This window comes from Sphingomonas sp. Leaf343, from assembly GCF_001423765.1.
Classification (GTDB): domain Bacteria; phylum Pseudomonadota; class Alphaproteobacteria; order Sphingomonadales; family Sphingomonadaceae; genus Sphingomonas.
Map to the genome: position 1 here is coordinate 259865 of NZ_LMPG01000013.1, position 21621 is coordinate 281485.

A 21621-nucleotide genomic window follows, 5' to 3' on the forward strand; every position below is an offset into this window, starting at 1 on the left:
GACTTTCCGCTACAGTCGGTCGGCAGCGTCGAGCAGAGGAACTGGAATGCGCAAGACAGAGAGTGGCGGCAAGCTGTATCGCCGGATCGTCGATGCGATCATGACCGATATCGCCGCCGGCCTGTTTCCCGTCGGATCGCGCCTGCCCGCCGAACGCGACCTGACCGAACGGTTCAAGGTCAGTCGCCCCACCGTCCGCGAGGCGATGATCGCGCTGGAGATGCAGGGCATGGTCGAGGCCCGGAAAGGGTCCGGCGTCTTCGTGATGGCGACCGGCACCGCCGACGCGGATCGGGAACTCGACATCGGGGCGTTCGAGATCACCGAAGCCCGCCGCCTGCTGGAAGGCGAAGTCGCCGCCGTCGCCGCGACCGAGATCGATGCCGCGCAACTCGCTGAATTACGGTCCTTGCTGGCGCAGATGAAGCAGACCGACAACGCCGCGGCCGAGGATGCCGACCGCCGCTTCCACATCGCCATCGCGGAGGCGACGGGCAACGCCGTCATCATCGCCGCGGTCACCGACTTCTGGGATATGCGCTTCCGGTCGCCGCTGGCGCGCGAGGTCCTGCTCAAGGCCGGCAGCCTCGGCACCGAAAGCCGCATGGCCGAACATGGCCGCATCCTGAGCGCCCTCGAGGCGCGCTCGCCGGTCGATGCGCGCAACGCCATGCGCGACCATCTCAGTCGCGTGATCGACCATCTGCTCGACGTCACCGAAACCGAGGCGGTCGAACGCGCCCGCGCCGAGGCGGTGCAGCGTCGTCATGCGCTGGCGCGCCGTTCGGTCTGAACCATTCCGCGCCCGGCCACTGATCGATCGTTTGTTGTAAGACGCACTTGTCATATCTCCCTTACATTGATACCTGACATGTAAGGCAGGGCATCGAGCCACTGCCATTTGCACGGTCAGGACCGCGAACATGCGGCCGATCGTTGAAAAGGGGAGAGGGTTTTGACCTGTCAGCACGGCCATAAGCGCCACCTTTACGTCTCGATCAGCCTGCTGAGCCTGATCGCGGCCAGCCCGGCCTTCGCTCAGGATGCTGGCGCCGCCCTGTCGCCGCAGACCCCGTCCCCGGCCGCTGCCACCGCCGACCAAGAAACCCCGCCGCAGGTGACCGAATCCGGCGACAATGCCGACATCGTCGTCACCGGTTTCCGGGCATCGCTGAACAACGCCCTCAACCAGAAGCGCAACGAAACCGCCGCGATCGACAGCATCGTCGCGGAGGATATCGGCAAGTTCCCCGATTCGAACCTCGCCGAATCGATGCAGCGCATCCCCGGCGTCGCCCTGTCGCGCGGTGATGGCGGCGAGGGTCGCAACATCTCCGTCCGCGGTCTGGGCGCGCAGTTCACCCGCGTCCGCATCAACGGCATGGAAGGCGTGTCGCAGGTCAGCGGCAGCGACATCCGCGGCGGCGTCGCCACCGGGCGTTCCTTCGACTTCGTCACCTTCCCGACCGAGATCTTCTCCAGCCTGTCGGTCCGCAAGACCTTGTCGGCGGATGTCGAGGAAGGATCGCTGGGCGCGACCGTCGACCTGCGCGCGCCCAAGCCGTTCGACCAGAAGAAGGACTTCGTGTTCTCCGGCACCGCGCGCGGCATCTACAACGACATCAAGAAGGACATCGACCCGCGCCTGTCCGCCTTGGTGTCGAAGAAGTTCGGCGACACGTTCGGCATATTGGGCAGCATCGCCTATTCGAAGCGCCATATCGACGAATATGCGTATTCGGCGGTCGATGTCGTGCCGACCACCGTCTACGGTCTGGCGCAACCCGCCGGCACGCCCAACGCCGGTGTGATCTTCCCCTTCTGTACGCCGGTCGGATATTCGTTCCGCGGCGCGGCGACGAACAGCCCGACCGTCGGCTACACGCAGCCCAACGGCGTGCCGATCGGCGCGGACGCCAATAATTGCAGTACCGGCAATCCACGCACGGGCACCGCCGCCGCCTATGACTATATCATGGCGCGGACCGGCGTGAACGGCCGCCCCGGCGGCGGCGTCTATCTGCCCCGCCTGCCGCGCCCGGTGAAGAGCAGCCAGGATCAGGAGCGTCTGGCCGGATCGCTGACGCTGCAATGGAAGCCGGGCGACAACACCGACATCTCGATCGACGGCCTGTATTCGCGCTTCAAGGTCAACCGCCTCGACACGATGTTCGACGCGCGCTCGTTCGGCCGCGCCATCTCGAACAACGGCCAGCCGCTGACGTCGGTGCGGGAGATCGAGGTCGACGAGAACGGATCGCTGGTCCACGGCCTGTTCGACGGCGTCGACCTCCGCTCGGAAATGCAGGACGAGCGGTTCAAGTCCGAATACAAGCAGGCCAATCTCAACATCGATCACCGCTTTTCCGACACGTTCCGCGTGTTCGGTCTGGCCGGCATCAACCAGTCGCGCCTCGACGTGAACCGGCTTCAGGTCGCGATCGACTCGAACGACACGCGCAACTGGGGCATCGATTTCCGCGACAATGCGGATATCCCGAAGATCGACTACGGGATCGACACCACCAATCCCGCGCTGTTCCGCTATGGCCCGCCGCTGTCGAACGGCGACCAGCAGGGTCAGCTGTCGAACTTCATCCGCCGCAATACGATCACCAGCAAGACGTTCGAACTGAACGGCGAATGGGAAGCCGCCCGCAACTTCACGCTGCAGTTCGGTGGCCAGTACCGCACCAACAAATACACCGCGCGCGAACGGCAACTGGCGACCAACACGCCGCTGGCGCTGCCCTCCGGCGTCTCGATCGCCGACTTCTCGTTCGTCACCAGCGGCGTCGGCAAGAACCTCGATGGCCAACTGCAGGATTTCGTCTCGATCGATCCGGACAAGTTCCGCTCGGCGATCGGCCTCGACGGCTATGTCTATTGCAGCGTCGAATGCGCCAAGGGCACGTTCGGCGGCGTCGAGGAGAAGTACAGCTCCGGCTATCTGATGACGAAGTTCAACACCGAGGACATCCTGCCGTTCAAGCTGCGGGGCGATGCCGGCGTGCGCTACGTCCACACCAACCTCGACACCTATGGCCCGATCACCACGGCGGCTCCGAGCGGATCGCTGTATCCGTCGCGCTTCGTGATCTCGAACGTCGGTCGCAAGTACGACGACTGGCTGCCGTCGATGAACCTGGCGCTGGATATCACGCCCGAACTTATCGCACGCGCCTCCGCGGCGCGGGTGATGTCGCGCCCCTCCTATGGCCAGCTGATCCCCGCCGGTTCCGCCAATCTGGTGATCCAGACCGCATCGTTCAGCAACCCGTTCCTAGACCCGATCCGCGCCAACACCTTCGACGCCTCGCTCGAATGGTATTTCGCACCCGGATCGCTGATCTCGGTCGCCTATTTCTACAAGAACATCGAGACCTACATCCAGACGACCAGCCAGTCGGTGGCGTTCCAGGATATTGGCCTGCCGCTGACGCTGCTGAACGGCACGCAGTTGCGGCCCGGCGACCAGTTCACCGTCCAGCGCAGCAACAACACGCCGGGCGGGCCGCTGCGCGGGTTCGAGGTGAACGTGCAATTGCCGTTCACCTTCCTGCCGGGGGTGCTGCGCAATTTCGGCGCGCTGGCGAACTTCACGCGCGTGCGGTCGAACATCGACTATGTCATCTCCTCGACGCTGACGCGCACCGCGCCGCTCGTCGGCCTGTCGCCGGAGACCGCCAGCGGCACGATCTATTACGAGGATAGCCGGTTCAGCATCCGCTCGACGCTCAACTACCGCTCCGCCTTCCTGACGGCGGTGCCCAGCGGTTCGGTCGATGCGGATTCGACGTCCAACGCCAGCTCGATCTTCGTCGACGCCTCGGCCTCGTACAACATCAGCGAGAACATCAAGCTGATCGCCGAAGTGTCGAACATCACCAACGAAACCAATCGCCTGACCGTCGACACCAATCGCAAGGATCCGCTGTACACGGCCTATTTCGGCCGCACCTATGCGCTGGCGGTCAACTTCCAGTTCTGATCCCGGTCTTCAAGGATCGTCCCCCGGTCGGCATCGCCTTTCCTACCGATGCCGATAGAACGATACGGGTGCATTGCGCGAATACGTGATGCACCCGCCTTTTTCTTTCGGGACGAATCGCCGTCCGAATTGGTCTGACAGCATCATTGAAGCTGGTCTATCAAATCGGACGATGCTAGACCGGTCGACAGGATCAACGCCGGCTCGGCCGGCGCCACACAAAGGGACGACCACAGGGTGATGATGATCGAGACGATGCGCTGGTTCGGGCCATCCGATCCGGTGACGTTGCGCGACATCCGGCAGGCGGGCGCGACCGGGATCGTCACCGCGCTGCACGAGATCGCGAACGGCGAGATCTGGCACACGGACGCGATCGCCGCGCGCAAGGCGGAGATCGCCGGTGCCGGCCTCGACTGGTCGGTGGTCGAAAGCCTTCCCGTCCACGAAGGCATCAAGACCCGCAGCGGCGACTGGGACGCGCTGATCGATCATTACCGCCAGAGCCTGCGCAATCTCGCCGCCTGCGACATCCGCACGATCACCTATAACTTCATGCCGGTGCTCGACTGGACGCGCACCGATCTCGGCTGGGCAATGCCGGACGGCGCGCTCGCACTGCGCTTCGAACTAGAGGCGGCGGCGGTCTACGACCTCCACATCCTGCGTCGCGAGGGAGCGGAGCGTTCCTACGATGCGGCGATGCTCGACCGGGCGGCGCGGCGCTTCCACGCGATGGACGACGATCAGCGCCGTCATCTGGAACGCACCGTCATCGCCGGCCTGCCCGGCAGCGAGGAAGCCTTCACCAGCGACCAGTTCCGTCAGGCGCTGGCCGAATATGACGCCATCGACGCCGACACGCTGCGCGCCAACCACGTCGCCTTTCTGGAGGCGGTCTGCCCGCTGGCGGACGAACTCGGCATCCAGCTCGTCGTCCATCCGGACGATCCGCCCTTCCCGCTGTTCGGCCTGCCCCGCGTGGTCAGCACCGAGGACGATGTCGCCACGCTGTTCCGCCGCGTGCCCAACCGGTCGAACGGCCTGTGCTTCTGCGCCGGATCGTTCGGTGCGCGCGCCGACAACGACCTGCCCGGCATGATCGATCGCCTGGGCAGCCGCATCGGCTTCCTGCACCTCCGCTCCGTCCAGCGCGAACCCGGCGGCGCGTTCCACGAGGCTCCCCATCTGGAAGGAGACGCCGGCATGGTTTCGCTGGTCGCCGCGATCCACGATCTGCAAACGCGCGAAGGGCGTTCGATCCCGATGCGCCCCGACCACGGTCACCAGATGCTCGACGACCTGTCGAAGCGGACGTTGCCGGGCTATTCGCTGATCGGGCGGATGCGCGGTCTCGCCGAACTGCGCGGGCTGGAACGCGGCATCGCCCACGCGACCGCCACCCACGCGACCGCCGCCCGCGCGACCGCGCCGACGCGCGCGACGGTGGCGGCATGACCGCCCGTCCGCTCCGCCTGTCCGACGATCGCCTCTTCCCCAGCGACCCGGATCAGCGGGCGATCGCCCGCAGCCTGTATGCGCAGATCGGCAGACTGCCGATCGTGTCGCCGCACGGCCATACCGATCCGCGCTGGTTCGCCACCGACGCGGCGTGGACCGACGCGACCAGCCTGTTGCTGTCGCCCGACCATTATCTCTACCGCATGCTCTACAGCCAGGGGATCGCGCTCGACCGGCTCGGCGTGCCCTCGCGCAGCGGACCGCCGCAGGTCGATCCGCGGGAGGCTTGGCGCACGCTCGCCGAAAACATGCACCTGTTCCGCGGCACGCCCTCGCAACTGTGGCTCGACCATGTCTTCGCCGAGGTGCTCGGCTTCGACGTCGCGCTCGATGCCGGCACCAGCGATCTCTACTTCGATCGCATCGGCGAACTGCTCGCCAGCGACGCCTTCCGCCCGCGCGCGCTGTTCGAGCGGTTCGACATTGAATTCCTCGCGACGACGGAGGGCGCGGACGATCCCCTCGACGCGCACCGCGCCATCCGCGCTTCCGGCTGGCAGGGCCGCGTCGTCACCACCTATCGCCCGGACGGCGTGATCGACGTCGAACACGAAGCCTTCCGCCCGACGATGGAGCGGTTCGGCGAACTGACCGGCGAGGATGTCTGGAGCTGGACCGGCTATCTCGCCGCGCACCGCCAGCGCCGCGCGGATTTCCGTGCCGCCGGCGCGACCGCGACCGATCACGGCCACGCCACCGCCCGCACTGCCAATCTCGATGCCGGTGAAGCGGCGGCACTGTTCGAGCGCGTGATCCGTCCGGATGTCACCGCCGCCGATGCCGAGCTGTTCCGCGCGCAGATGCTGACCGAAATGGCGCGCATGTCGGTCGAGGATGGCATGGTGATGCAGATCCATCCGGGCAGCTATCGCAACCACAACGCCGCACTGTTCGCCAGCCACGGCCGCGACCGGGGTGCGGACATCCCGATGCGGGCGGATTTCGTCAACGGCCTGCGCCCGCTGCTGGAGGCGTTCGGCAACGAACCCTCGCTGACGATCATCCTCTTCACGCTGGACGAAACCACCTACACGCGCGAACTCGCGCCCCTGGCCGGCCATTATCCGTGCCTGAAGCTCGGCCCGGCATGGTGGTTCCACGATTCGCCGGAGGGGATGCGCCGCTATCGCGAGATGACGACGGAGACCGCCGGCTTCTACAACACGGTCGGTTTCAACGACGATACGCGCGCCTTCCTGTCGATCCCCGCGCGCCACGACGTCGCCCGCCGCGTCGACTGTGCGTGGCTCGCCCGTCTCGTCGCCGAACATCGGCTGGCGGACTGGGAAGCGGCGGAACTGGCGCACGACCTGACCGTGGGTCTCGTCCGCCGCGCCTACCGGCTGTGAGTCCAGCCGTCCGACCCAATCATGATCTGCCGGGAGAGTGCGCGTGAACGGTTCCAGCGAGGCGATCGCCGCCCCCCCGACCAAGGCGGGCGGGAACGTCCGCTGGGTGATCTGCGCGCTGCTCTTCTTCGCGACCACGATCAACTACATCGACCGTCAGGTCATCGGCATCCTGAAGCCGACGTTGCAGAACGAACTCGGCTGGTCCGAGATCGATTACGGCATGATCGTATTCTGGTTCCAGGCCGCCTACGCGATCGGCCTGCTGGCCTGCGGACCGATCATCGACAAGGTCGGATCGAAGCTCGGCTATGCGGCGGCGATCACGGTGTGGAGCCTCGCCGCGCTGGTCCACGCCTTCGTCCGCAGCCCCGGCGGGTTCGCCGCCGCCCGCTTCGCGCTCGGCCTGGGGGAATCGGCGAACTTTCCCGCCGCGATCAAGTCGGTCGCGGAGTGGTTTCCGAAAAAGGAGCGCGCGCTCGCCGCCGGCATTCTCAACGCGGGCGCGAACGTCGGCGCGATCGCGACGCCGATCGTCGTGCCGCTGATCGCCCTCAATTACGGGTGGCAGGCGGCGTTCTTCATCACCGGTCTGCTCGGCTTCATCTGGCTCGCCGCGTGGCTCACCTTCTATCGCGCGCCGGAGAAGCACCCGCGCATCACGCCGCAGGAACTGGCCTACATCACCTCCGATCAGGAGAATCACGCCGGCACCGCGACGATCCCGTGGCGGCAGCTGTTCCGCCGTCGCGCGACCTGGGCGTTCGTCCTCGCCAAGTTCCTGACCGATCCGGTCTGGTATCTGTTCCTGTTCTGGCTGCCGGATTTCTTCGCCAAGCGCCACGGCCTCGATCTCAAGACCTTCGGCCCGCCGCTGATCGCGGTCTACCTGCTGGCGGATGTCGGCAGCATCGGCGGCGGATGGCTGTCGTCGGCGCTCATCAAGCGCGGCTACAGCGTCAATGCCGGCCGGAAACTGGCGCTGCTCGCCTCCGCGATCCTCGTCACGCCGATCGTCTTCGCCAGCACGGTGTCCAGCCTGTTCTCAGCCGTCGCGATCATCGGCGTCGCCGCCGCCGCGCATCAGGGCTGGTCGTCCAACCTCTACACGATGGTGTCCGATACCTTCCCGCGCACCTCGGTCGCCTCTGTCATGGGCATCGGCGGCGCGGCGGGCGCGGTCGGCGGCATGATTATGGCGCGCTATGTCGGACAGGTTCTGGAGACCGTGGGCAGCTACGTCCCCGTCTTCCTCTGGGCCGGCAGCGCATACCTGATCGCCCTGCTGCTCGTGCATCTGCTGGTGCCCAATCTGGAGACGGCGGTTCCGGTCGCGGCGACCGAAGACTAGCAACCACTTGCACCCGCACCCGATTGCCCGAACAAGGGGGCGGCACGGGGGAGGAATAGAGCGATGGACGAACTGGGCGACCGCACCGTCCGCAGGGTGATGACGCGGCTGATCCCGCTGCTCGGCCTGATCTACATGGTCGCGTATATCGACCGTCAGAACGTGTCCTATGCCAAATTGCAGATGGTCGGCGATCTGGGGCTGAGTGAGGCCGCCTACGGATTCGGCGCGGCGCTGTTCTTCATCGGCTATTGCCTGTTCGAGATTCCGAGCAACCTCGTCCTCGAACGCGTCGGCGCGCGGCTGTGGTTCGCGCGGATCATGGCCAGCTGGGGCCTCGTCACGCTGCTGCTCGCCTTCACGCCCAACAAGGCGATGTTCTACGTCCTGCGGTTCCTGCTCGGCATGGCGGAGGCGGGGTTCTTTCCCGGCGTCCTCTACGCGCTGACCTTGTGGTTCCCGCAGGCGCACCGCGCGCGGGCGATCGGGCTGTTCATGGTCGCCAGCGCCTTCGCCAACGCGGTCGGCGCCGCGATCGGGGGGATGCTGCTCGACCTCGATGGATCGCTCGGGTTGCGCGGCTGGCAGTGGGTGTTCCTCGCCACGGGCATCCCGGCGCTGCTGCTGGTGCCCGCCGTCCTGCGCTGGCTGCCGCGCGGGCCGGAGGAGGCACCGTGGCTGTCGACCGCCGAGAAGGCTTGGCTCGCCGCCACGCTGGCGGCCGAACGCGCCGCTGCCGGCATCGTCGCCCACGGCAATCCGCTGCGCGCGCTGGCCGATCTGCGCGTGCTGATGCTGTGCGGCGCGTATCTGGGCTTTCCGCTTGCCGCCTATGGCCTCAGCTACTGGCTACCGACGATCGTCCGCGGCTTCGGCGTCTCGAACACCGCCAACGGCTTCCTCAACGTCATCCCGTGGCTGCTCGTCGCGCTCGCCCTGTGGTGGGTGCCGCGCCATGCCGCGCGCTTCGCGGACCCGCGCTGGCACATCGTCGCCCCCGCGCTGATCGGCGCGGCGGCGCTCGTCGCCAGCGTGATCGTCCCCGGCGCGGCAGCGAAGTTCGCGCTGTTGTGCATCGCCGCGCCCGCCATATTTTCCGGCCAGCCGGTGTTCTGGACGCTACCACCCCGCTTCCTGACCGGGGCCGGGGCGGCGGCGGGGTTCGCCGCGATCAACTCCGTCGGCAATCTCGGCGGCTTCGTCGCGCAGACCGTCGTGCCGCGCATCCGCGACGAAACCGGCAGCGATCTCGCACCGATGCTGTTCCTCGCGGTGTGCCTGTTGCTGGCGGCCGGCGCGGTCCTGCTGGTCGAGCGCCGACTGCCGCGTCACCCGCGCGCGTGAAGGATCAGCGACCGGGGCGCCGATGTCTCGACAGGAACGCCCACAGCGTGTCGTTGTCGACGACCCATTCATGCCCCCGGCCGACCGAAATCCATGCGACGACCTCGGTGCCGTCGCTGCACCCGGCATAGCGTTCCTCGTATACGGCGGCGGCCACCCACCGCGTCATCGGCGGCACCGGACAGCCATTCAGCTGCGCCCAGCGCTGCTCCGCCGCGTGCATCGTATAGCGCCAATATCCTGCGCCACCGCCCCCGATCGGGTTCGTCTGGTCCCGATCGCCGGCAAAGGCGATGACCGACACCGGCGTCGCGGGCCGGCAGGTCGCCGGATCGGGTCTGGCCGGATCGGACGCCAGCGGATGGCCCGCACGCAGTCCCACGACCGGCGCGATCGCCGCGAACCGCTCCGGCGCGACGCAGCCCAGCCACGACACCATTCGCCCGCCTCCCGACAGGCCCGTCACATAGACGCGAGCCCGATCGACGCAGCCCGCCGCGACCATGCCGTCGATCAGCCCGCCGATATAGGCGACATCGTCCCGGTCGCCCGGACCCGGCAGCCTGCCCTCGACCGTCGGCACGCCGGGGATGTTCCAGACGAAGCCGGTCTTGGCGCGGATGCCGCCATCAGGATAGGCGAGCAGAAAGCCGTGAAGGTCCGCCGTCGCCGCCAGGCCGGAACTCGCCAGCATCTGCGCGCCGGTGCCGGTGCTGCCGTGCAGCAGGATGACGAGCGGCGCGGCCTGCGCGCCCGTCCAGCCCGCCGGAACATGCACGCCGACCGGCGCCGCGCCCGCGCCCGGCGAAAACCGCGCCGCACCGCCGGAAGCGAGCGGGCACGCCGCCGCGCCGGTGGCGATCACGCCGGAGAGACAGGCGAGCGCCCACAGCGCAAGGCGACGATGCGATCCGATGCTCATCACAGCCTTGTGCTGGTGCGCACCGCCGGTCGTCAATCGCGGCGGCGGACGTAGAACAGATGCGACTCGATCCGCGCCACTTTAACGAGCGAATCGCGCCAGTACGGCACCATCCAGTCGGTATGGTAATGCGTCGCCCGCCCGACCTCCGGATAGACGCGACCGTTCAGCGCCCGCCGCGCCTGACGCCGCGCCTCCGTCCAGCCGGCATGGATCGGCCGCCGCCGGACCGATCCGTCGCAGGTGAACGAGAACTGGCACCCGGTGACGCGCGCCGATCCCTGATAGACGACGCCGCAGACGGTTTTCGGGAAACCCCGTGCGCCGACGCGGTTCAGCACGACCTGCATCACCGCGCGCTGGCCGCGACGATCGTCGCCGGCCTCGTACAGGGCGGCGGTCGCGAGACATTCGATGGCCTGCTCGCGCGCCGCCGGGCCGCCGCGGAACCGGAAGCGCGCGGCTCGCCGCAGACGGTCGGCCACGATCGGCACGCGCGCGTTCGATGCCCGCGCGGCCGCCATCGACATCGGCCGGGCACGGTTCGGCGGCGCGACCGGCAGCGGCAGCGACCCGATCCACGCCGCCAGGGCAATCACCGCGACGACGACACCGACCAGCAACAGCCAGCGTCGCTGCGACGTGGCCCGCCGCCGCGCCGTCGTTTTGCGCCGTTTCGCGGGCGCACGCCGCCTCTGTTGTCCTCGCGCCTGCGCCATGCCGGCGCGCTGTAGCCCAGCCTCGCGCGCGGATCAGCACCCGATCATGCGACCAGCCGCCGCGCGGTGCGTTGCTGCCTCATTCCCGATCAAGGAGAGCATGATGACCGATCACCGGACACCGACCGACATCCCGACCGATCCCGCGCCGGAAGGCTTTGGCGACCTGCCGATCCAGCCGACCGGTTCGGGTGTCGCCGATCTGGAGATCGCCTATGAGCAGATGCGGCTATCCGAAGACGATGCCGGCGACGCGATGCCGGTCGACCCCGCCGCGATCCCGACCGACGGCAGCGACGATGCCGTCGAAAGCGCGGCGCACCCGAGCTGACCGGCGTGGCGGAAATCGTCATCAGCCCCAGCGGCCCCGGCGCGATCGAAACCGGTCTGATGATCGACGAGACGGGAACGCGCTTCGTCGTATTGACCTTCAAGGAGCCGGATGGCGATCCGGTCCTCGTCACCTTCACGGTGCCGATCTTCGAGCAATTCTATCGTCATCTCGGCCGCACCGCCGAAGCGGCCGTGGACGAGGATAGCTGGCAGGTTTCATCCTGATGCGATGATCGGAATGTACAGGAGCGCCGCACGGGGTGCGGCGCTCCCTTACGCATTACTTCTTGCTCTCGCCCGATGCGTCGGACACCGCCGACCCTGCCGACTTCAGGTCCTTGCCCGCACCGTTCACCGTGTTGCAGGCCGCGAGCGAGGCCATGCCCATCAGGACGGCGGCGAAAACGATCGTCTTCTTCATTGATGATTCCTTCCTTGAAAAACATGAGCGGCGGACCGGACGGACCGGCCCGCCGCAGTCAGATCAACGGAGCCGGCGGCGCGTTGCCGCCGTCGCACCGAACCCTGCCGCTGCCGCACCGACGAGCAGTGCGAACACCAGCACGAACGACGTGCCCGCCGCGGCACCGGCCGCTGCATCGGTCGCCGACCTGGCGGTCGCGATCGTCTCGTTCTTGGTCCGGACGAACTGCCGCTTGGCGCGCGTGACCTGGGCCTGCGCCTCGGGGCGGCTGATCTTGCGCTGGGCGGCGACGATGTCGACGATCCGGGCTTCGGCCTCACGACCGTCGTCACCACCGCGCGCAAGCGCCGGCAATTCACCGGCGATTTCCTTCTGCGCCTGTTCCGGCGTCATCTGGGCGGGATCGGCGGGAGCGTCGGACAGATAGGCGGACGCTTCCTGACGCACGTCGTCTTCGTCGATCTTGGCCAGCGACGCGGCCTTGGGGGCCGCGGCACTCACGGTGCTGCCGACCGCGCCGGACACTGCGCCGACGGTGCGGAATGCGCCGCCGATGATGCCGCCGACCGCGGACGTCAGCAGGTACAGCGTCAGGATCAGCGTGACGCCCCACACGACGAGGCCGTGGACGAGCGCATCGAACCGCTCATGCACGCCCGCCACGCGCGCTGCAGCGTAACCGCCCGCACCCAGCGCCAGGACCGTGGTGACGAGCCAGTAGACGCCGGCCCCGATGCCGAAGCCTGCCGCGCCGGGCGTCGTGCCCTCCACGGGATCGACCATCGTCAGGCCGATGCCGGTCCCCAATATGCCCAGCACCAGCTGGACCGCGACCGCCAGCACGACGCCGGCGAAGATCGCGCCCCAGGATATGCGGGTGGGAGTTTTGCCCGGACGCGCGTGATCGATCGGCGAAACGCCGTTGGTAAAATCGGTAGCCATGATTACTCCTGTTGAACTCTGTGATGTCTGTTCCGGGGCGTTCAGCGTCGCCGGGGCTTCCGGGTTTCGACCGCGTCGGCCGCACCGGCACGCTTTTCGGCGGTACCCCGGTCGCGGACGGCATCGTCGCCGATAAGCTTGCCGATCGCCTCGTGGACCGATCCCTTCGCCTCGCGCGTGGTCGCGGCTTTCGCCCCGCCATCGGCGGACGCGTTGCTGGCCGAGGAGTCGTGTGGCTGCTTCGCGGTCATGCCGCCGTCTCCCGATTAAGTTTCTCGATCGCCACGCCCTCGCCGTCGAAACCGCGCGCACGCGCCCAGGCGACCGCCGCGATGCGACGATTGACGCCGATCTTGGCATAGATGCGGGCGACGTGGTTGCGCACGGTGTTGCTCGCGACATCCAGACTGCGGGCGATCCGCTTGTCGTCATACCCGCGACAGATCAGCGCCAGCACGTCGCGTTCGCGCGCGGTCAGGTCGTCCAGCCCGGGCCCTTCGGTATCGGTCTGCGGCGCGCGCAGCCGGGCCAGCTTGTCCATGATGGACCGGCTGAACCAGCTCGTATCCTTCATCACCGCCTCGATCGCCTCGACGAGTTCGATCTCGGTCGCCTTGCGCTGGGTGATGTCCTGAAACGCCCAGAGCACGCAGGCATCCTCGCCCAGCCGGATCGCCTCCGTCGACACGAGGCAGTCGATCGACGCGCCATCCCTGGCCTGTACGCGCGCTTCGTGTCCGCGCAGGTCGCGACCGCCGTCGATCGCCGCCTCGATCTCCCGCCTTACGCCGCTATTCTCCCACAGCTCGACCTCGCCCAGCGGGCGTCCGATGATCTCCGTCGCGGGATAGCCGGTCATCTGCGTGAAGCTGGTATTGACCTCGTACAGCACGTGCCCGTCGCGCGCGCCGATCGCCATCGGCACCGGCGCCATCTGGAACGTGCGGGTGAAGCGCTCCTCGCTATGGCGCAACGCGCCTTCCGCCTTCCGGCGCGGCTCCAGATCGGCGAAGGTGAACAGCATGCACGGCTGTTCGTCCATGTCGATCGGCTGGCCGGCGACGATGACCAGCTTGGTCCCGCCCTCCGGCAACTCGATCTCCGCCTCCATCTGCGGAATGGTCCTGCCCTCGGCCAGCCGTTCCTTCGCCAGATCACGCCGATCCGCGCCGCGCAGCACGTCGATGTCGTACACCGTCTTGCACAGCACCTGCTCGCGGCGGTGGCCGGTCATGTCGAGGAATCCCTGATTGACCTTCACGAACCGCAGATCGCTCAATCGACAGATCACCGCAGGCGCGGGGTTGGCGTTGAACGACTGTTCGAACCGGTCCTCCGCCTCGTATTGCGCGGACACGTCCTGGATGATGAGCACCAGACACGCCGGCTCCGCCTCGTCGGCATCGTTCAGGACCAGACTGCGTACCTGATGCACCCAGTGGGGCGCGTCTTCCCCGGCCACGGTGACCTCGACCACGACTTCGGAAAACGAATCGCCCGCCACGACCCGCTCGATCGGGTAATCGTCGGCCTCGACGCGGTGATTGTTGCGGTATCGCAACTGGAACCGCTCGCGATATTCGTCCACTGTCGCGCCCAGATCCCCGAGACCGTCCACGCCGTGCATCGCCAGCGCGGCATCGTTCGCCCAGAGCAGGCTCTGGTCGGGATCGATCAGGATCACGCCCTCGTCCAGACCGACGATGATCTGGCGCAGATGGCGCAGATCGGCGGTCTCGCGCAGCGACTTGAACCCTCCTGTCGTCGTCCGGGCTTTCGTGGTGGGGGCGGTCGTCACGGGATGGTCAGCCGCGACGCCCGTGGATCATCCACGCCAGCCCGTATCCGGTCAGCGCCGCCGCCAGCGCCCACAGGGTGGGCGTATCGCGCACCGTCTCGGCCGCTGCCTTGCCACCCTTCTGCGCGGCATCCGCCGCCCGCTCGCCGGCCGCCTTCAGCCGGTCGCGTGCCTCGTCGGCCAGTTCCGGCGCGCTGTCGATCGCATCGCCCACGATCGAACGGGCGCGGCCATAGGCATGCTGCGCACCGCCGGCGACCTGATCGACCACGCCGTCGACCTTCCAGTCGCGGCTGTCGACGGCGTCGCCGACCGCCTTCTCGACCTTGCCGCCGACATACCGGGCACCGCCCTTGAATTCGTCTTCGTTCATCGTCTTTTCCTTCATGCTGAAGATTCGTGGGGCGTCAGGGCAACACACCGCAACCCGCAGCCGCCTTCCCGACGGCAAGGGCGATGGCGGGGTCCTTCACCTCGCCTGCGACGCGGAACAGATCGCTCGGGGTCAACGCCTGCGGGTCGCTGTCGCCGGTGCGATAGGCAGCGGCGGCGCGTCCCAGTTGCTGGAGCTGCCCGAGCGAAAGATCCGCCTGCAACCGGCCGCCGACGCAATCCGCTCGCTGCGTGTCCAGCCCGTAACGCTGCAACCCCGTGGAGATGCGGGTCGCGGGGGCCGCACAGGCCGTCAGCGCCAACGCGCCCAGCACTATGCCCAGCACTATGTTCGCCGGTACTTTCATCATCGGGCCTCCGCTGCCGAACCCGCGATGGGCTGTCGGTCAGGGCGCATCAACCGATTGCAAACAGGCCCGTTCCTGGTATTTTTGCGCGGTCCGCTAGTCGCGAAGCACCATCCCCAGCATTCTGGCCCGGTCGCGATAGATGCGATGAAACCGCATATGGATCGCCTTCGACCCGGATTCTTTCGCTATTTCAGCGAGTTGAAGATGATCGGCGGCGCGTTTGCGAAAATAATCGCCGTCATCTTGGCTGGCGGGCGAAGCGGATGGATTCTTGTCGGTCATGGTATGCTGCTTACTGCGCACCACGCCCCAGCCATATCGTGCCGAACTACCCGGACGTTGGTAGATTCAGACCGGGCCGTCGGTCGGATGACCGCCCGATGGCTCAGGCCAACGGACGGTCATCCGGTATCGCGTCAGGCCAGCGTGCGCACCTGCGGCTCGCGATCCCAGTACCGCTTCTTCGCCGCTTCGACGAACCCGTCCAGATCGACCACGCCCTCGTCCGCCTCGACTCCGGCCTTGTCGAGCAGCGGCTTGGCCTCCGCATTGAAGCCGATCGCCTTCAGATGCCCGAACGCGTCCATCACCCATTGCACCGCCGCGCCCTCCCTGACGAGCTTCGCCGTGGCAGCCTCCGACAGGATCACCGCGCAGGCATCCACCGTCACCGACGGCTGGCCGAACAGCTGCGCATCCGCCGCGACGAACGACCCGTCCGACAGCGGCACCTTGCCTACCTTGGGCGCGATCAGCTTCGCCACCCCGCCCGCCGCCGCGATCCCCGACGTCAGCCCCGCAAGCGCCGCCGCATCGCTGCCGTCCGCGAACAGGATGCCGACCGTCCGGCCCTCCAGCGTATGCTTCTCCAGCGGCCCGCGGATGATCCGCAGCGCCGGCGACGGGTCCATGTCGATCACCGGCCCCGCGGTCGGCGACGCCTCCGGCAAGTCCATCGCCAGCCCATCGGCAACCCGCTGCGCCAGCGATTCGTCGACGTTCCGCAAATTCGCCATCACCGCGATACGGATATGCTCCAGGCTCACCTTCGACAGCTCGAACACCAGCGCCGAGGCGATGTGCGCCTGTTCCGCCGGGTCCATCGACCGGAAGAACAGCCGCGCCTGACTATAATGGTCCGCGAAACTCTCCGGCCGGATGCGCAGCTTCTGCCCCTGCTCCTCCGAGGGGAAGGTCTTGTAACCACCCTCCGGGTCCTCGCGCGCGCCGGCCTCCTCGCCCGCCTTGGCGAGGCTGTTCGGCTCGTAATTCGCCCGCCCCTTGGGCACCGCCATCTGCATGTGCCCGTCGCGCTGCTGGTTCAGGAACGGACACCCCGCCGCCGCCGTACGCCCCTTGGCCGCGTTGATCGGCAACTGATGGAAATTGACCGACCCCAGCCGCGACAATTGCGTATCGGTGTAGCTGAACAGCCGCCCCTGCAACAACGGATCGTTCGAGAAGCCGATGCCCGGCACGACGTGGCTCGGCACGAACGCCGCCTGCTCGGTCTCTGCAAAGAAATTGTCCGGATAACGATCGAGCACCATCCGCCCGACGATCTTCACCGGCAGCACTTCCTCCGGGATGATCTTGGTGGCGTCGAGCACGTCGTACGGCTGGCTGTTGGCGAACTCCTCGTCGAACAGCTGGACGCCCAGCTCCCACGTCGGGAAGTCGCCGCGATCGATGCTCTCGAACAGGTCGCGGCGCTGGAAATCGGGATCGGCCCCCGCGATCTTCACCGTCTCGTCCCAGATCGTCGAGGCGAGCCCCGCCTTCGGCTTCCAGTGGAACTTGACGAAGGTCGACTTCCCCTCCTTGTTGATGAAGCGGAAGGTGTGGACGCCGAACCCCTCCATGTTGGCGAAGGTGCGCGGCAGCGTGCGGTCCGACATCGCCCACATAATCATGTGGGTCGATTCCGGCATCAGGCTGATGAAGTCCCAGAACGTGTCGTGCGCGGTCGCCGCCTGCGGATAGCCGCGATCCGCCTCCATCTTGGCGGCGTGGATCAGGTCGGGGAACTTGATCGCGTCCTGAATGAAGAACACCGGGATGTTGTTGCCGACGAGGTCCCAATTGCCCTGCCGCGTGTAGAACTTCACCGCAAAGCCACGCACGTCGCGCGGCGTATCGACCGACCCGGCACCGCCCGCGACGGTCGAGAAGCGGGTGAACACCTCGGTCCGCTGCCCCTTCTTCTGGAACAGGTCGGCGACGGTGATGTCGGCCAGACTCTCGGTGCACTCGAAATAGCCGTGCGCCGCGCTCCCACGCGCATGGACGATCCGCTCCGGGATGCGCTCGTGATCGAAATGGTTGATCTTCTCGCGATAGACCTCGTCCTCCAGCAGCACCGGGCCACGCGCGCCCGCCTTCAGCTGGTTCTGATTGTCGCTGATCGGCATGCCGTGGTTGGTGGTCAGCACCGGATAATCGGCATCGGTCGTCTGATGCGTCTCGCCGCCGTTGCCGGCGTTCAGGGTGGAATGATCTGTCATGGGAATCCTTGGCTGGGTGCGAGGGACTAACCCTTGATAAGATGCGGGAGTTGCAGCCGTGGCGAGATATCGGACCGCCCCCGCCGCCGGTCGTCAACTCGCAGCCGAAATTGTCCCAAGACATTGATAATGCAGATCATATGGCGGAACCGCGTCGGATGCGGCGGGTTGCCGGAAGACGATCCAATCGCGCAGGACGAATCCGATGGCCGACGCACCCCATCTTTATGGAACCCCCGAACCCGACGACAAGCAGGGTAACGCCACGCGGGAGGTCGACACCGGCGACCACCGCGTCGACGATCCCGGCTATGGCCATCCGGTGAAGACGGGGGACGACCGCGTCGTCTTCGTCGAGGAAAGCTCGGGCGTGGCCTTCGCGGAGGCGACGCGCGATATCGGCGGCGGCGGCGGTGCCGCGACGGAGGTCGAGGCGGGCGCCTTGCGCGATCGTACCGACGCCACCGGTCGATCGGCCGGGCTGGGCCGGGACGTGGCGATCGGTATCGCCGCCGGCGTCGGCGCGGGGCTGCTCGCGAACCTCTTGCGAAAGGCGGTGGTGCAGGCTCCGTCCGTTCTGGCGGGAAGCTGGGATCGGGCGCTGGCCGCCGAACACAGGGCGGCGCTGGCGATCTTCGACCAGATCGAGGCGACCGGCGACGACCAGCCGGGGACGCGCACGACGTTGCTGACGACGCTGAAGCACGCGATCGGCAAACACGCGTTTCAGGAGGAGAACAGCGTCTATGCGATGATGCGCGACCTCCAGATGGCGGAGGCGGCCGATCACCTGAATCACGAACATGGTTACGTGAAGCAGTATTTCTTCGATCTGGGAGAGATGCCGCGCAACGATCCCGCGTGGCTGCCCAAGCTGAAGGAATTCCGCGCGTGGATCGAAAAGCACATGCGCGAGGAGGAGGACGATCTGTTCCCCCGTATGCGCCGGACGCTGGACGAGGCGCAGAACCGCCATTTGACCAGACTGATGCACCGCGAAGGGCTGAAGCTGGCCTGATTGCGAAGACGTCCAGCAGGATGAAGCCGGATCAGTCCGGCTCGTCCACGCGACGGATCACGAGGCCCACCGCCGCGATCCGCTCGACCTCGGCATAGCCCGGCTGGTCCAGATCCTCGCCGAAGATGTCGGGGTCGAGCTCGCGATACTCCAGGCTCAGTCCGTTCGTCGGCAGCCGCTCGTGCAAGGCGTCGAGAAGGACGTCGCGCCCGCCGACGATCGATACGCCGGTATGCAGGATCAGCCGGCCACCGGGCGCGAGCAGGTCGATCGCCTGCGCCACCCATTCCAGCGACAGGCGTGCACCGTAAAGGTCGCCGCCGTCCCGGTACGCACGCTGCCCCTCATCGATCATGAACGGCGGATGCGTGACGACCAGATCGTAATGTCCCGGCACCTAGCCCGGCCGGCTCGCGCGCATGGTGCCGTGATCGATGCCGGCGAACTCCGCGTTGATGCTCGACAGGAACAGCGCCTTGGGATTGATGTCGGCAAGCGTCAGATGCGGATCGCCTGTCTCCCGTGCCGCGACGCTCCGCGTCGAGCATTTCGCGTTCGAACGGCAGGCTCCAGCCGAGCACGTCGCGGAGATCCGTCGCCGCCCGCCGGGTCGGACGCCGGACGACGCGCGCGTGCGTCGCCGGCGTCGCCGTGACGAACGCATAGTCGCGGGCACGGAGCAGGCGCAGCACCGTCAGCAACGCACCCCGGCGATCGGGCGAGAACCAGCGTTCCCGATCCCCGGTTTCTCCGCTGTCGCTATCCGACTTCATCAAGATCAACATATTGATAATCCAGCCTTTATGACGATCGGAAAATCGGCAGACCGGATCACGGTTCCGGCATCTGATCCGCGTTATGCAGAACGTCGTGCGGCACGACGCGACGCCCCCGGCGTGCGGTCAGAACCCGGATAAACTGAGCGCGATCAAGGACATGGCCGGGCAAAAGGTAGAGGGTACTTCGTCATAGAGGAACGAGAGGCAAGACCCGTGAACCGGACGCTATCGACGCATCAATCCACCGCACCGCTGCCTGCGGTCGAGCACGCCATGCGTCGCGATCGCCTGAACGGTACGCCCGTCGCGCTGGCGGTCGGCAACGACTTCCGCTCGACCTATCTCGGCAATGCCATCGCGGCGGCAGGCGGATGCGTCGCGGGCACCGCAAGGGACGTCCGGGCGCTGGAAAGGCTGCTCGATCGCGAGACACCGGCGGCGCTCGCCGTCAGTCACGCGCTGCCGGGTCGCGGGCTCGCCGCGGCGATCGACACCGCGATCGAACGCGGCGTGCACGTGATCGTCGTCGGCCCCGCCCGCCTCGACCCCGGCAGTCCGCTCAACCGCCTCCGCTGCATGCTGGACCCCTGCGCCGGTTTTCAGGTCGTGGAGGCGATCGCGGATGCACTGGGCGAGGCCGCCGATGCTGCGCCGGACGTCTGGAGTCTGGGGTTGCCCGAACCCGGCGCGCGGAAGCATCATCCCGGCTGAACGCCGTCTCAGGGCGACAGCAAGCCCAGAAAACACGCGCCCGGCACATCGGCGCGGCCGGCCGGCGGCTGGGGTATTCCCCCGGCATCCAGCGGCAACAGCGTGACGCCACCCGCCTGCTCGTGCGCGACCAGCAGATGCTCGTCCGCCACCAGCAGAAAGCGCGGCGAGCGGCCGCCGGTCGGCACATGCCCCAGCGGCGTCGCATCGCCGGACGCGTCGAGCGCGAAGGTCGCGATGCTGTCATGGCCGCGATTGCTGACATGGAGGCGCGTCCCCGCGTCATTCAGCACGATCGCCCCGCCCAGGCTCTCGACCGTCGTCCCGGCGGGCAGCATCGGCCATGTCCGCTCCGCCGTCAGCATGCCACGTCCGCCGACCCGCAGCACCGTCAGCGTCGAGGCGAGCTCGCAGAGCAGATAGGCGACCGGCCGCGACGGGTGGAACGCAAGCTGGCGCGGCCCTGAACCCGGCGGCGCGACATGCGCGACGACAGGTTCGCCCAGCGCGCCTTGCCGCGGATGGAATAACAGGATGCGATCCGCACCCAGATCGACCGCATAAAGCCGCCCGGCAGGGTCGAACCCCACCCAGTGCGCATGCGGCCCCGCCTGACGATCCTTAACCGGGCCGCTGCCGCGATGACGATGGATGGCGGGCGCACCCGACGGGCGACCGGTGTCCGGATCGATCCGGAACAGCGCGACCGCCCCGTCGCCATAATTCGCCACCGCCAACAACCCTGCGGACGCATCGAGCGCGAGGTGGCAGGGATCGATCCCACCCGACCCGAACGACACCGACGGCTGCCACCCCGTCGCCGCGTCCAGCGCGACGATCCGTCCCGCCGCCTCGTCCACGACGAACCAGCGCCGCGTTCCCGGCACGGCCACCCCGGCGGAGACGTTGACGACCGGCGCGATCGGGTCGCCGACGCGCAGCACGCCAGCGGTCAGGTCCAGCGGATACAGGCCGCGCGCCCCTGTGCCTGCATAGCCCCCTGCGATCAGCATCGTCATGTCCGTCCTCCTGCCGACGTCGCATGCCCCCGCCGCAGGACGGATGCCATGAAAAGGATCGGCTATCCGGCTCACCACCTCACCTCCTTGCTAATGCTGGTGATTACGACGAGGGCACTCGCGACTGAAACATGCCGCCCCCTGATCGAGATC

At 67.3% G+C, this 21621-nt stretch carries 23 protein-coding genes; 11 read left to right on the plus strand and 12 right to left on the minus strand.

Translation table 11 applies throughout. The features are described from left to right. Positions 1-46 precede the first annotated feature (46 nt). From ASG07_RS12380 to ASG07_RS12405, 6 genes are all read left to right on the plus strand, one after another. Positions 47-793 carry a FadR/GntR family transcriptional regulator gene (locus tag ASG07_RS12380; protein WP_055846818.1) on the plus strand — a complete coding sequence of 249 codons (747 nt, stop codon included), beginning with the start codon at positions 47-49 and terminating at the stop codon, positions 791-793. Positions 794-955: 162 nt separating this feature from the next. Beyond that, a complete protein-coding gene (locus tag ASG07_RS12385; protein ID WP_055846821.1) occupies positions 956-3991 on the plus strand; it encodes a TonB-dependent receptor in 3036 nt (1011 codons plus the stop codon). Positions 3992-4231: 240 nt separating this feature from the next. Beyond that, the gene (gene uxuA / locus ASG07_RS12390) at positions 4232-5449 is read left to right on the plus strand and encodes a mannonate dehydratase (protein WP_082474776.1); all 1218 of its coding nucleotides are present in this window, start codon (positions 4232-4234) and stop codon (positions 5447-5449) included. After that, complete coding sequence (gene uxaC, locus ASG07_RS12395; protein ID WP_055846824.1) at positions 5446-6861, plus strand: glucuronate isomerase; 1416 nt, start codon at positions 5446-5448, stop codon at positions 6859-6861. The genes uxuA and uxaC overlap by 4 nt, the downstream gene beginning before the upstream one ends. Positions 6862-6904: 43 nt before the next feature. Then, positions 6905-8212 carry an MFS transporter gene (locus ASG07_RS12400; protein ID WP_055846828.1) on the plus strand — a complete coding sequence of 436 codons (1308 nt, stop codon included), beginning with the start codon at positions 6905-6907 and terminating at the stop codon, positions 8210-8212. Positions 8213-8275: 63 nt separating this feature from the next. After that, the gene (locus tag ASG07_RS12405; protein WP_055846831.1) at positions 8276-9556 is read left to right on the plus strand and encodes an MFS transporter; all 1281 of its coding nucleotides are present in this window, start codon (positions 8276-8278) and stop codon (positions 9554-9556) included. Positions 9557-9560: 4 nt separating this feature from the next. Here the strand turns inward: ASG07_RS12405 and ASG07_RS12410 are convergent, their stop codons facing one another. Then, the gene (locus tag ASG07_RS12410; RefSeq protein ID WP_082474791.1) at positions 9561-10478 is read right to left on the minus strand and encodes an alpha/beta hydrolase family esterase; all 918 of its coding nucleotides are present in this window, start codon (positions 10476-10478) and stop codon (positions 9561-9563) included. Between the two features lie 32 nt (positions 10479-10510). Beyond that, positions 10511-11197 (minus strand): cell wall hydrolase, encoded by a 687-nt coding sequence (locus ASG07_RS12415; RefSeq protein WP_055846835.1) that lies wholly within the window; start codon positions 11195-11197, stop codon positions 10511-10513. Positions 11198-11300: 103 nt separating this feature from the next. On the opposite strand from ASG07_RS12415, the gene ASG07_RS12420 reads away from it, so the two are divergent. Both ASG07_RS12420 and ASG07_RS12425 read left to right on the plus strand, forming a co-directional pair. Then, positions 11301-11528: a hypothetical protein gene (locus ASG07_RS12420; RefSeq protein ID WP_156361848.1), complete on the plus strand. Its 228-nt coding sequence runs from the start codon at positions 11301-11303 to the stop codon at positions 11526-11528. A 5-nt stretch (positions 11529-11533) separates the two neighbouring features. After that, positions 11534-11755 (plus strand): hypothetical protein, encoded by a 222-nt coding sequence (locus ASG07_RS12425; RefSeq protein WP_055846842.1) that lies wholly within the window; start codon positions 11534-11536, stop codon positions 11753-11755. 55 nt (positions 11756-11810) lie between these two features. Here ASG07_RS12425 and ASG07_RS16980 read toward each other — a convergent pair whose 3' ends face one another. The 8 genes from ASG07_RS16980 to ASG07_RS12460 all read right to left on the minus strand — a co-directional run bounded on the left by ASG07_RS16980 (position 11811) and on the right by ASG07_RS12460 (position 17941). After that, the gene (locus tag ASG07_RS16980; RefSeq protein ID WP_082474777.1) at positions 11811-11951 is read right to left on the minus strand and encodes an entericidin A/B family lipoprotein; all 141 of its coding nucleotides are present in this window, start codon (positions 11949-11951) and stop codon (positions 11811-11813) included. 63 nt (positions 11952-12014) lie between these two features. Further along, positions 12015-12896, minus strand: coding sequence for a hypothetical protein (locus ASG07_RS12430; RefSeq protein WP_055846845.1), 882 nt, complete (start codon positions 12894-12896; stop codon positions 12015-12017). Between the two features lie 41 nt (positions 12897-12937). Beyond that, on the minus strand, positions 12938-13147 hold the full coding sequence (locus ASG07_RS12435) for a hypothetical protein (protein ID WP_055846847.1): 210 nt from the start codon (positions 13145-13147) through the stop codon (positions 12938-12940). Then, on the minus strand, positions 13144-14694 hold the full coding sequence (locus ASG07_RS12440; protein ID WP_055846849.1) for a helix-turn-helix transcriptional regulator: 1551 nt from the start codon (positions 14692-14694) through the stop codon (positions 13144-13146). The genes ASG07_RS12435 and ASG07_RS12440 overlap by 4 nt, the downstream gene beginning before the upstream one ends. Before the next feature lie 7 nt (positions 14695-14701). Continuing rightward, a complete protein-coding gene (locus tag ASG07_RS12445) occupies positions 14702-15067 on the minus strand; it encodes a CsbD family protein (RefSeq protein ID WP_055847166.1) in 366 nt (121 codons plus the stop codon). A gap of 34 nt (positions 15068-15101) precedes the next feature. Beyond that, the gene (locus ASG07_RS12450) at positions 15102-15437 is read right to left on the minus strand and encodes a hypothetical protein (RefSeq protein WP_236694666.1); all 336 of its coding nucleotides are present in this window, start codon (positions 15435-15437) and stop codon (positions 15102-15104) included. A gap of 93 nt (positions 15438-15530) precedes the next feature. Continuing rightward, positions 15531-15719: a hypothetical protein gene (locus tag ASG07_RS12455; protein ID WP_055846852.1), complete on the minus strand. Its 189-nt coding sequence runs from the start codon at positions 15717-15719 to the stop codon at positions 15531-15533. Positions 15720-15853: 134 nt separating this feature from the next. Continuing rightward, on the minus strand, positions 15854-17941 hold the full coding sequence (locus tag ASG07_RS12460) for a catalase (RefSeq protein WP_055846854.1): 2088 nt from the start codon (positions 17939-17941) through the stop codon (positions 15854-15856). Positions 17942-18146: 205 nt separating this feature from the next. Between ASG07_RS12460 and ASG07_RS12465 the strand changes: the two genes are divergently transcribed. After that, positions 18147-18959 carry a hemerythrin domain-containing protein gene (locus tag ASG07_RS12465; protein WP_201781018.1) on the plus strand — a complete coding sequence of 271 codons (813 nt, stop codon included), beginning with the start codon at positions 18147-18149 and terminating at the stop codon, positions 18957-18959. Between the two features lie 31 nt (positions 18960-18990). Here ASG07_RS12465 and ASG07_RS17660 read toward each other — a convergent pair whose 3' ends face one another. After that, positions 18991-19356 carry a hypothetical protein gene (locus tag ASG07_RS17660; protein ID WP_055846857.1) on the minus strand — a complete coding sequence of 122 codons (366 nt, stop codon included), beginning with the start codon at positions 19354-19356 and terminating at the stop codon, positions 18991-18993. 58 nt (positions 19357-19414) lie between these two features. On the opposite strand from ASG07_RS17660, the gene ASG07_RS17665 reads away from it, so the two are divergent. Both ASG07_RS17665 and ASG07_RS12480 read left to right on the plus strand, forming a co-directional pair. Continuing rightward, positions 19415-19876 (plus strand): hypothetical protein, encoded by a 462-nt coding sequence (locus ASG07_RS17665; RefSeq protein ID WP_201781019.1) that lies wholly within the window; start codon positions 19415-19417, stop codon positions 19874-19876. Between the two features lie 75 nt (positions 19877-19951). Next, positions 19952-20449, plus strand: coding sequence for a hypothetical protein (locus ASG07_RS12480; protein ID WP_055846865.1), 498 nt, complete (start codon positions 19952-19954; stop codon positions 20447-20449). 8 nt (positions 20450-20457) lie between these two features. On the opposite strand, the gene ASG07_RS12485 is transcribed toward ASG07_RS12480, so the two are convergent. Further along, positions 20458-21468 carry a lactonase family protein gene (locus ASG07_RS12485; protein ID WP_055846868.1) on the minus strand — a complete coding sequence of 337 codons (1011 nt, stop codon included), beginning with the start codon at positions 21466-21468 and terminating at the stop codon, positions 20458-20460. Between the last annotated feature and the right edge of the window lie 153 nt (positions 21469-21621).

Bases quoted from the DNA above. Each gene is read 5' to 3' on its own strand.
- ASG07_RS12380 (WP_055846818.1), top strand. From the start codon at position 47: ATGCGCAAGACAGAGAGTGGCGGCAAGCTGTATCGCCGGATCGTCGAT.
- uxuA (WP_082474776.1), top strand. From the start codon at position 4,232: ATGATGATCGAGACGATGCGCTGGTTCGGGCCATCCGATCCGGTGACG.
- uxaC (WP_055846824.1), top strand. From the start codon at position 5,446: ATGACCGCCCGTCCGCTCCGCCTGTCCGACGATCGCCTCTTCCCCAGC.
- ASG07_RS12405 (WP_055846831.1), top strand. From the start codon at position 8,276: ATGGACGAACTGGGCGACCGCACCGTCCGCAGGGTGATGACGCGGCTG.
- ASG07_RS12410 (WP_082474791.1), bottom strand. From the start codon at position 10,478: ATGAGCATCGGATCGCATCGTCGCCTTGCGCTGTGGGCGCTCGCCTGT.
- ASG07_RS12415 (WP_055846835.1), bottom strand. From the start codon at position 11,197: ATGGCGCAGGCGCGAGGACAACAGAGGCGGCGTGCGCCCGCGAAACGG.
- ASG07_RS12420 (WP_156361848.1), top strand. From the start codon at position 11,301: ATGACCGATCACCGGACACCGACCGACATCCCGACCGATCCCGCGCCG.
- ASG07_RS16980 (WP_082474777.1), bottom strand. From the start codon at position 11,951: ATGAAGAAGACGATCGTTTTCGCCGCCGTCCTGATGGGCATGGCCTCG.
- ASG07_RS12430 (WP_055846845.1), bottom strand. From the start codon at position 12,896: ATGGCTACCGATTTTACCAACGGCGTTTCGCCGATCGATCACGCGCGT.
- ASG07_RS12435 (WP_055846847.1), bottom strand. From the start codon at position 13,147: ATGACCGCGAAGCAGCCACACGACTCCTCGGCCAGCAACGCGTCCGCC.
- ASG07_RS12445 (WP_055847166.1), bottom strand. From the start codon at position 15,067: ATGAACGAAGACGAATTCAAGGGCGGTGCCCGGTATGTCGGCGGCAAG.
- ASG07_RS12450 (WP_236694666.1), bottom strand. From the start codon at position 15,437: ATGATGAAAGTACCGGCGAACATAGTGCTGGGCATAGTGCTGGGCGCG.
- ASG07_RS12455 (WP_055846852.1), bottom strand. From the start codon at position 15,719: ATGACCGACAAGAATCCATCCGCTTCGCCCGCCAGCCAAGATGACGGC.
- ASG07_RS12460 (WP_055846854.1), bottom strand. From the start codon at position 17,941: ATGACAGATCATTCCACCCTGAACGCCGGCAACGGCGGCGAGACGCAT.
- ASG07_RS12465 (WP_201781018.1), top strand. From the start codon at position 18,147: ATGGCCGACGCACCCCATCTTTATGGAACCCCCGAACCCGACGACAAG.
- ASG07_RS17665 (WP_201781019.1), top strand. From the start codon at position 19,415: ATGCTCGACAGGAACAGCGCCTTGGGATTGATGTCGGCAAGCGTCAGA.
- ASG07_RS12485 (WP_055846868.1), bottom strand. From the start codon at position 21,468: ATGACGATGCTGATCGCAGGGGGCTATGCAGGCACAGGGGCGCGCGGC.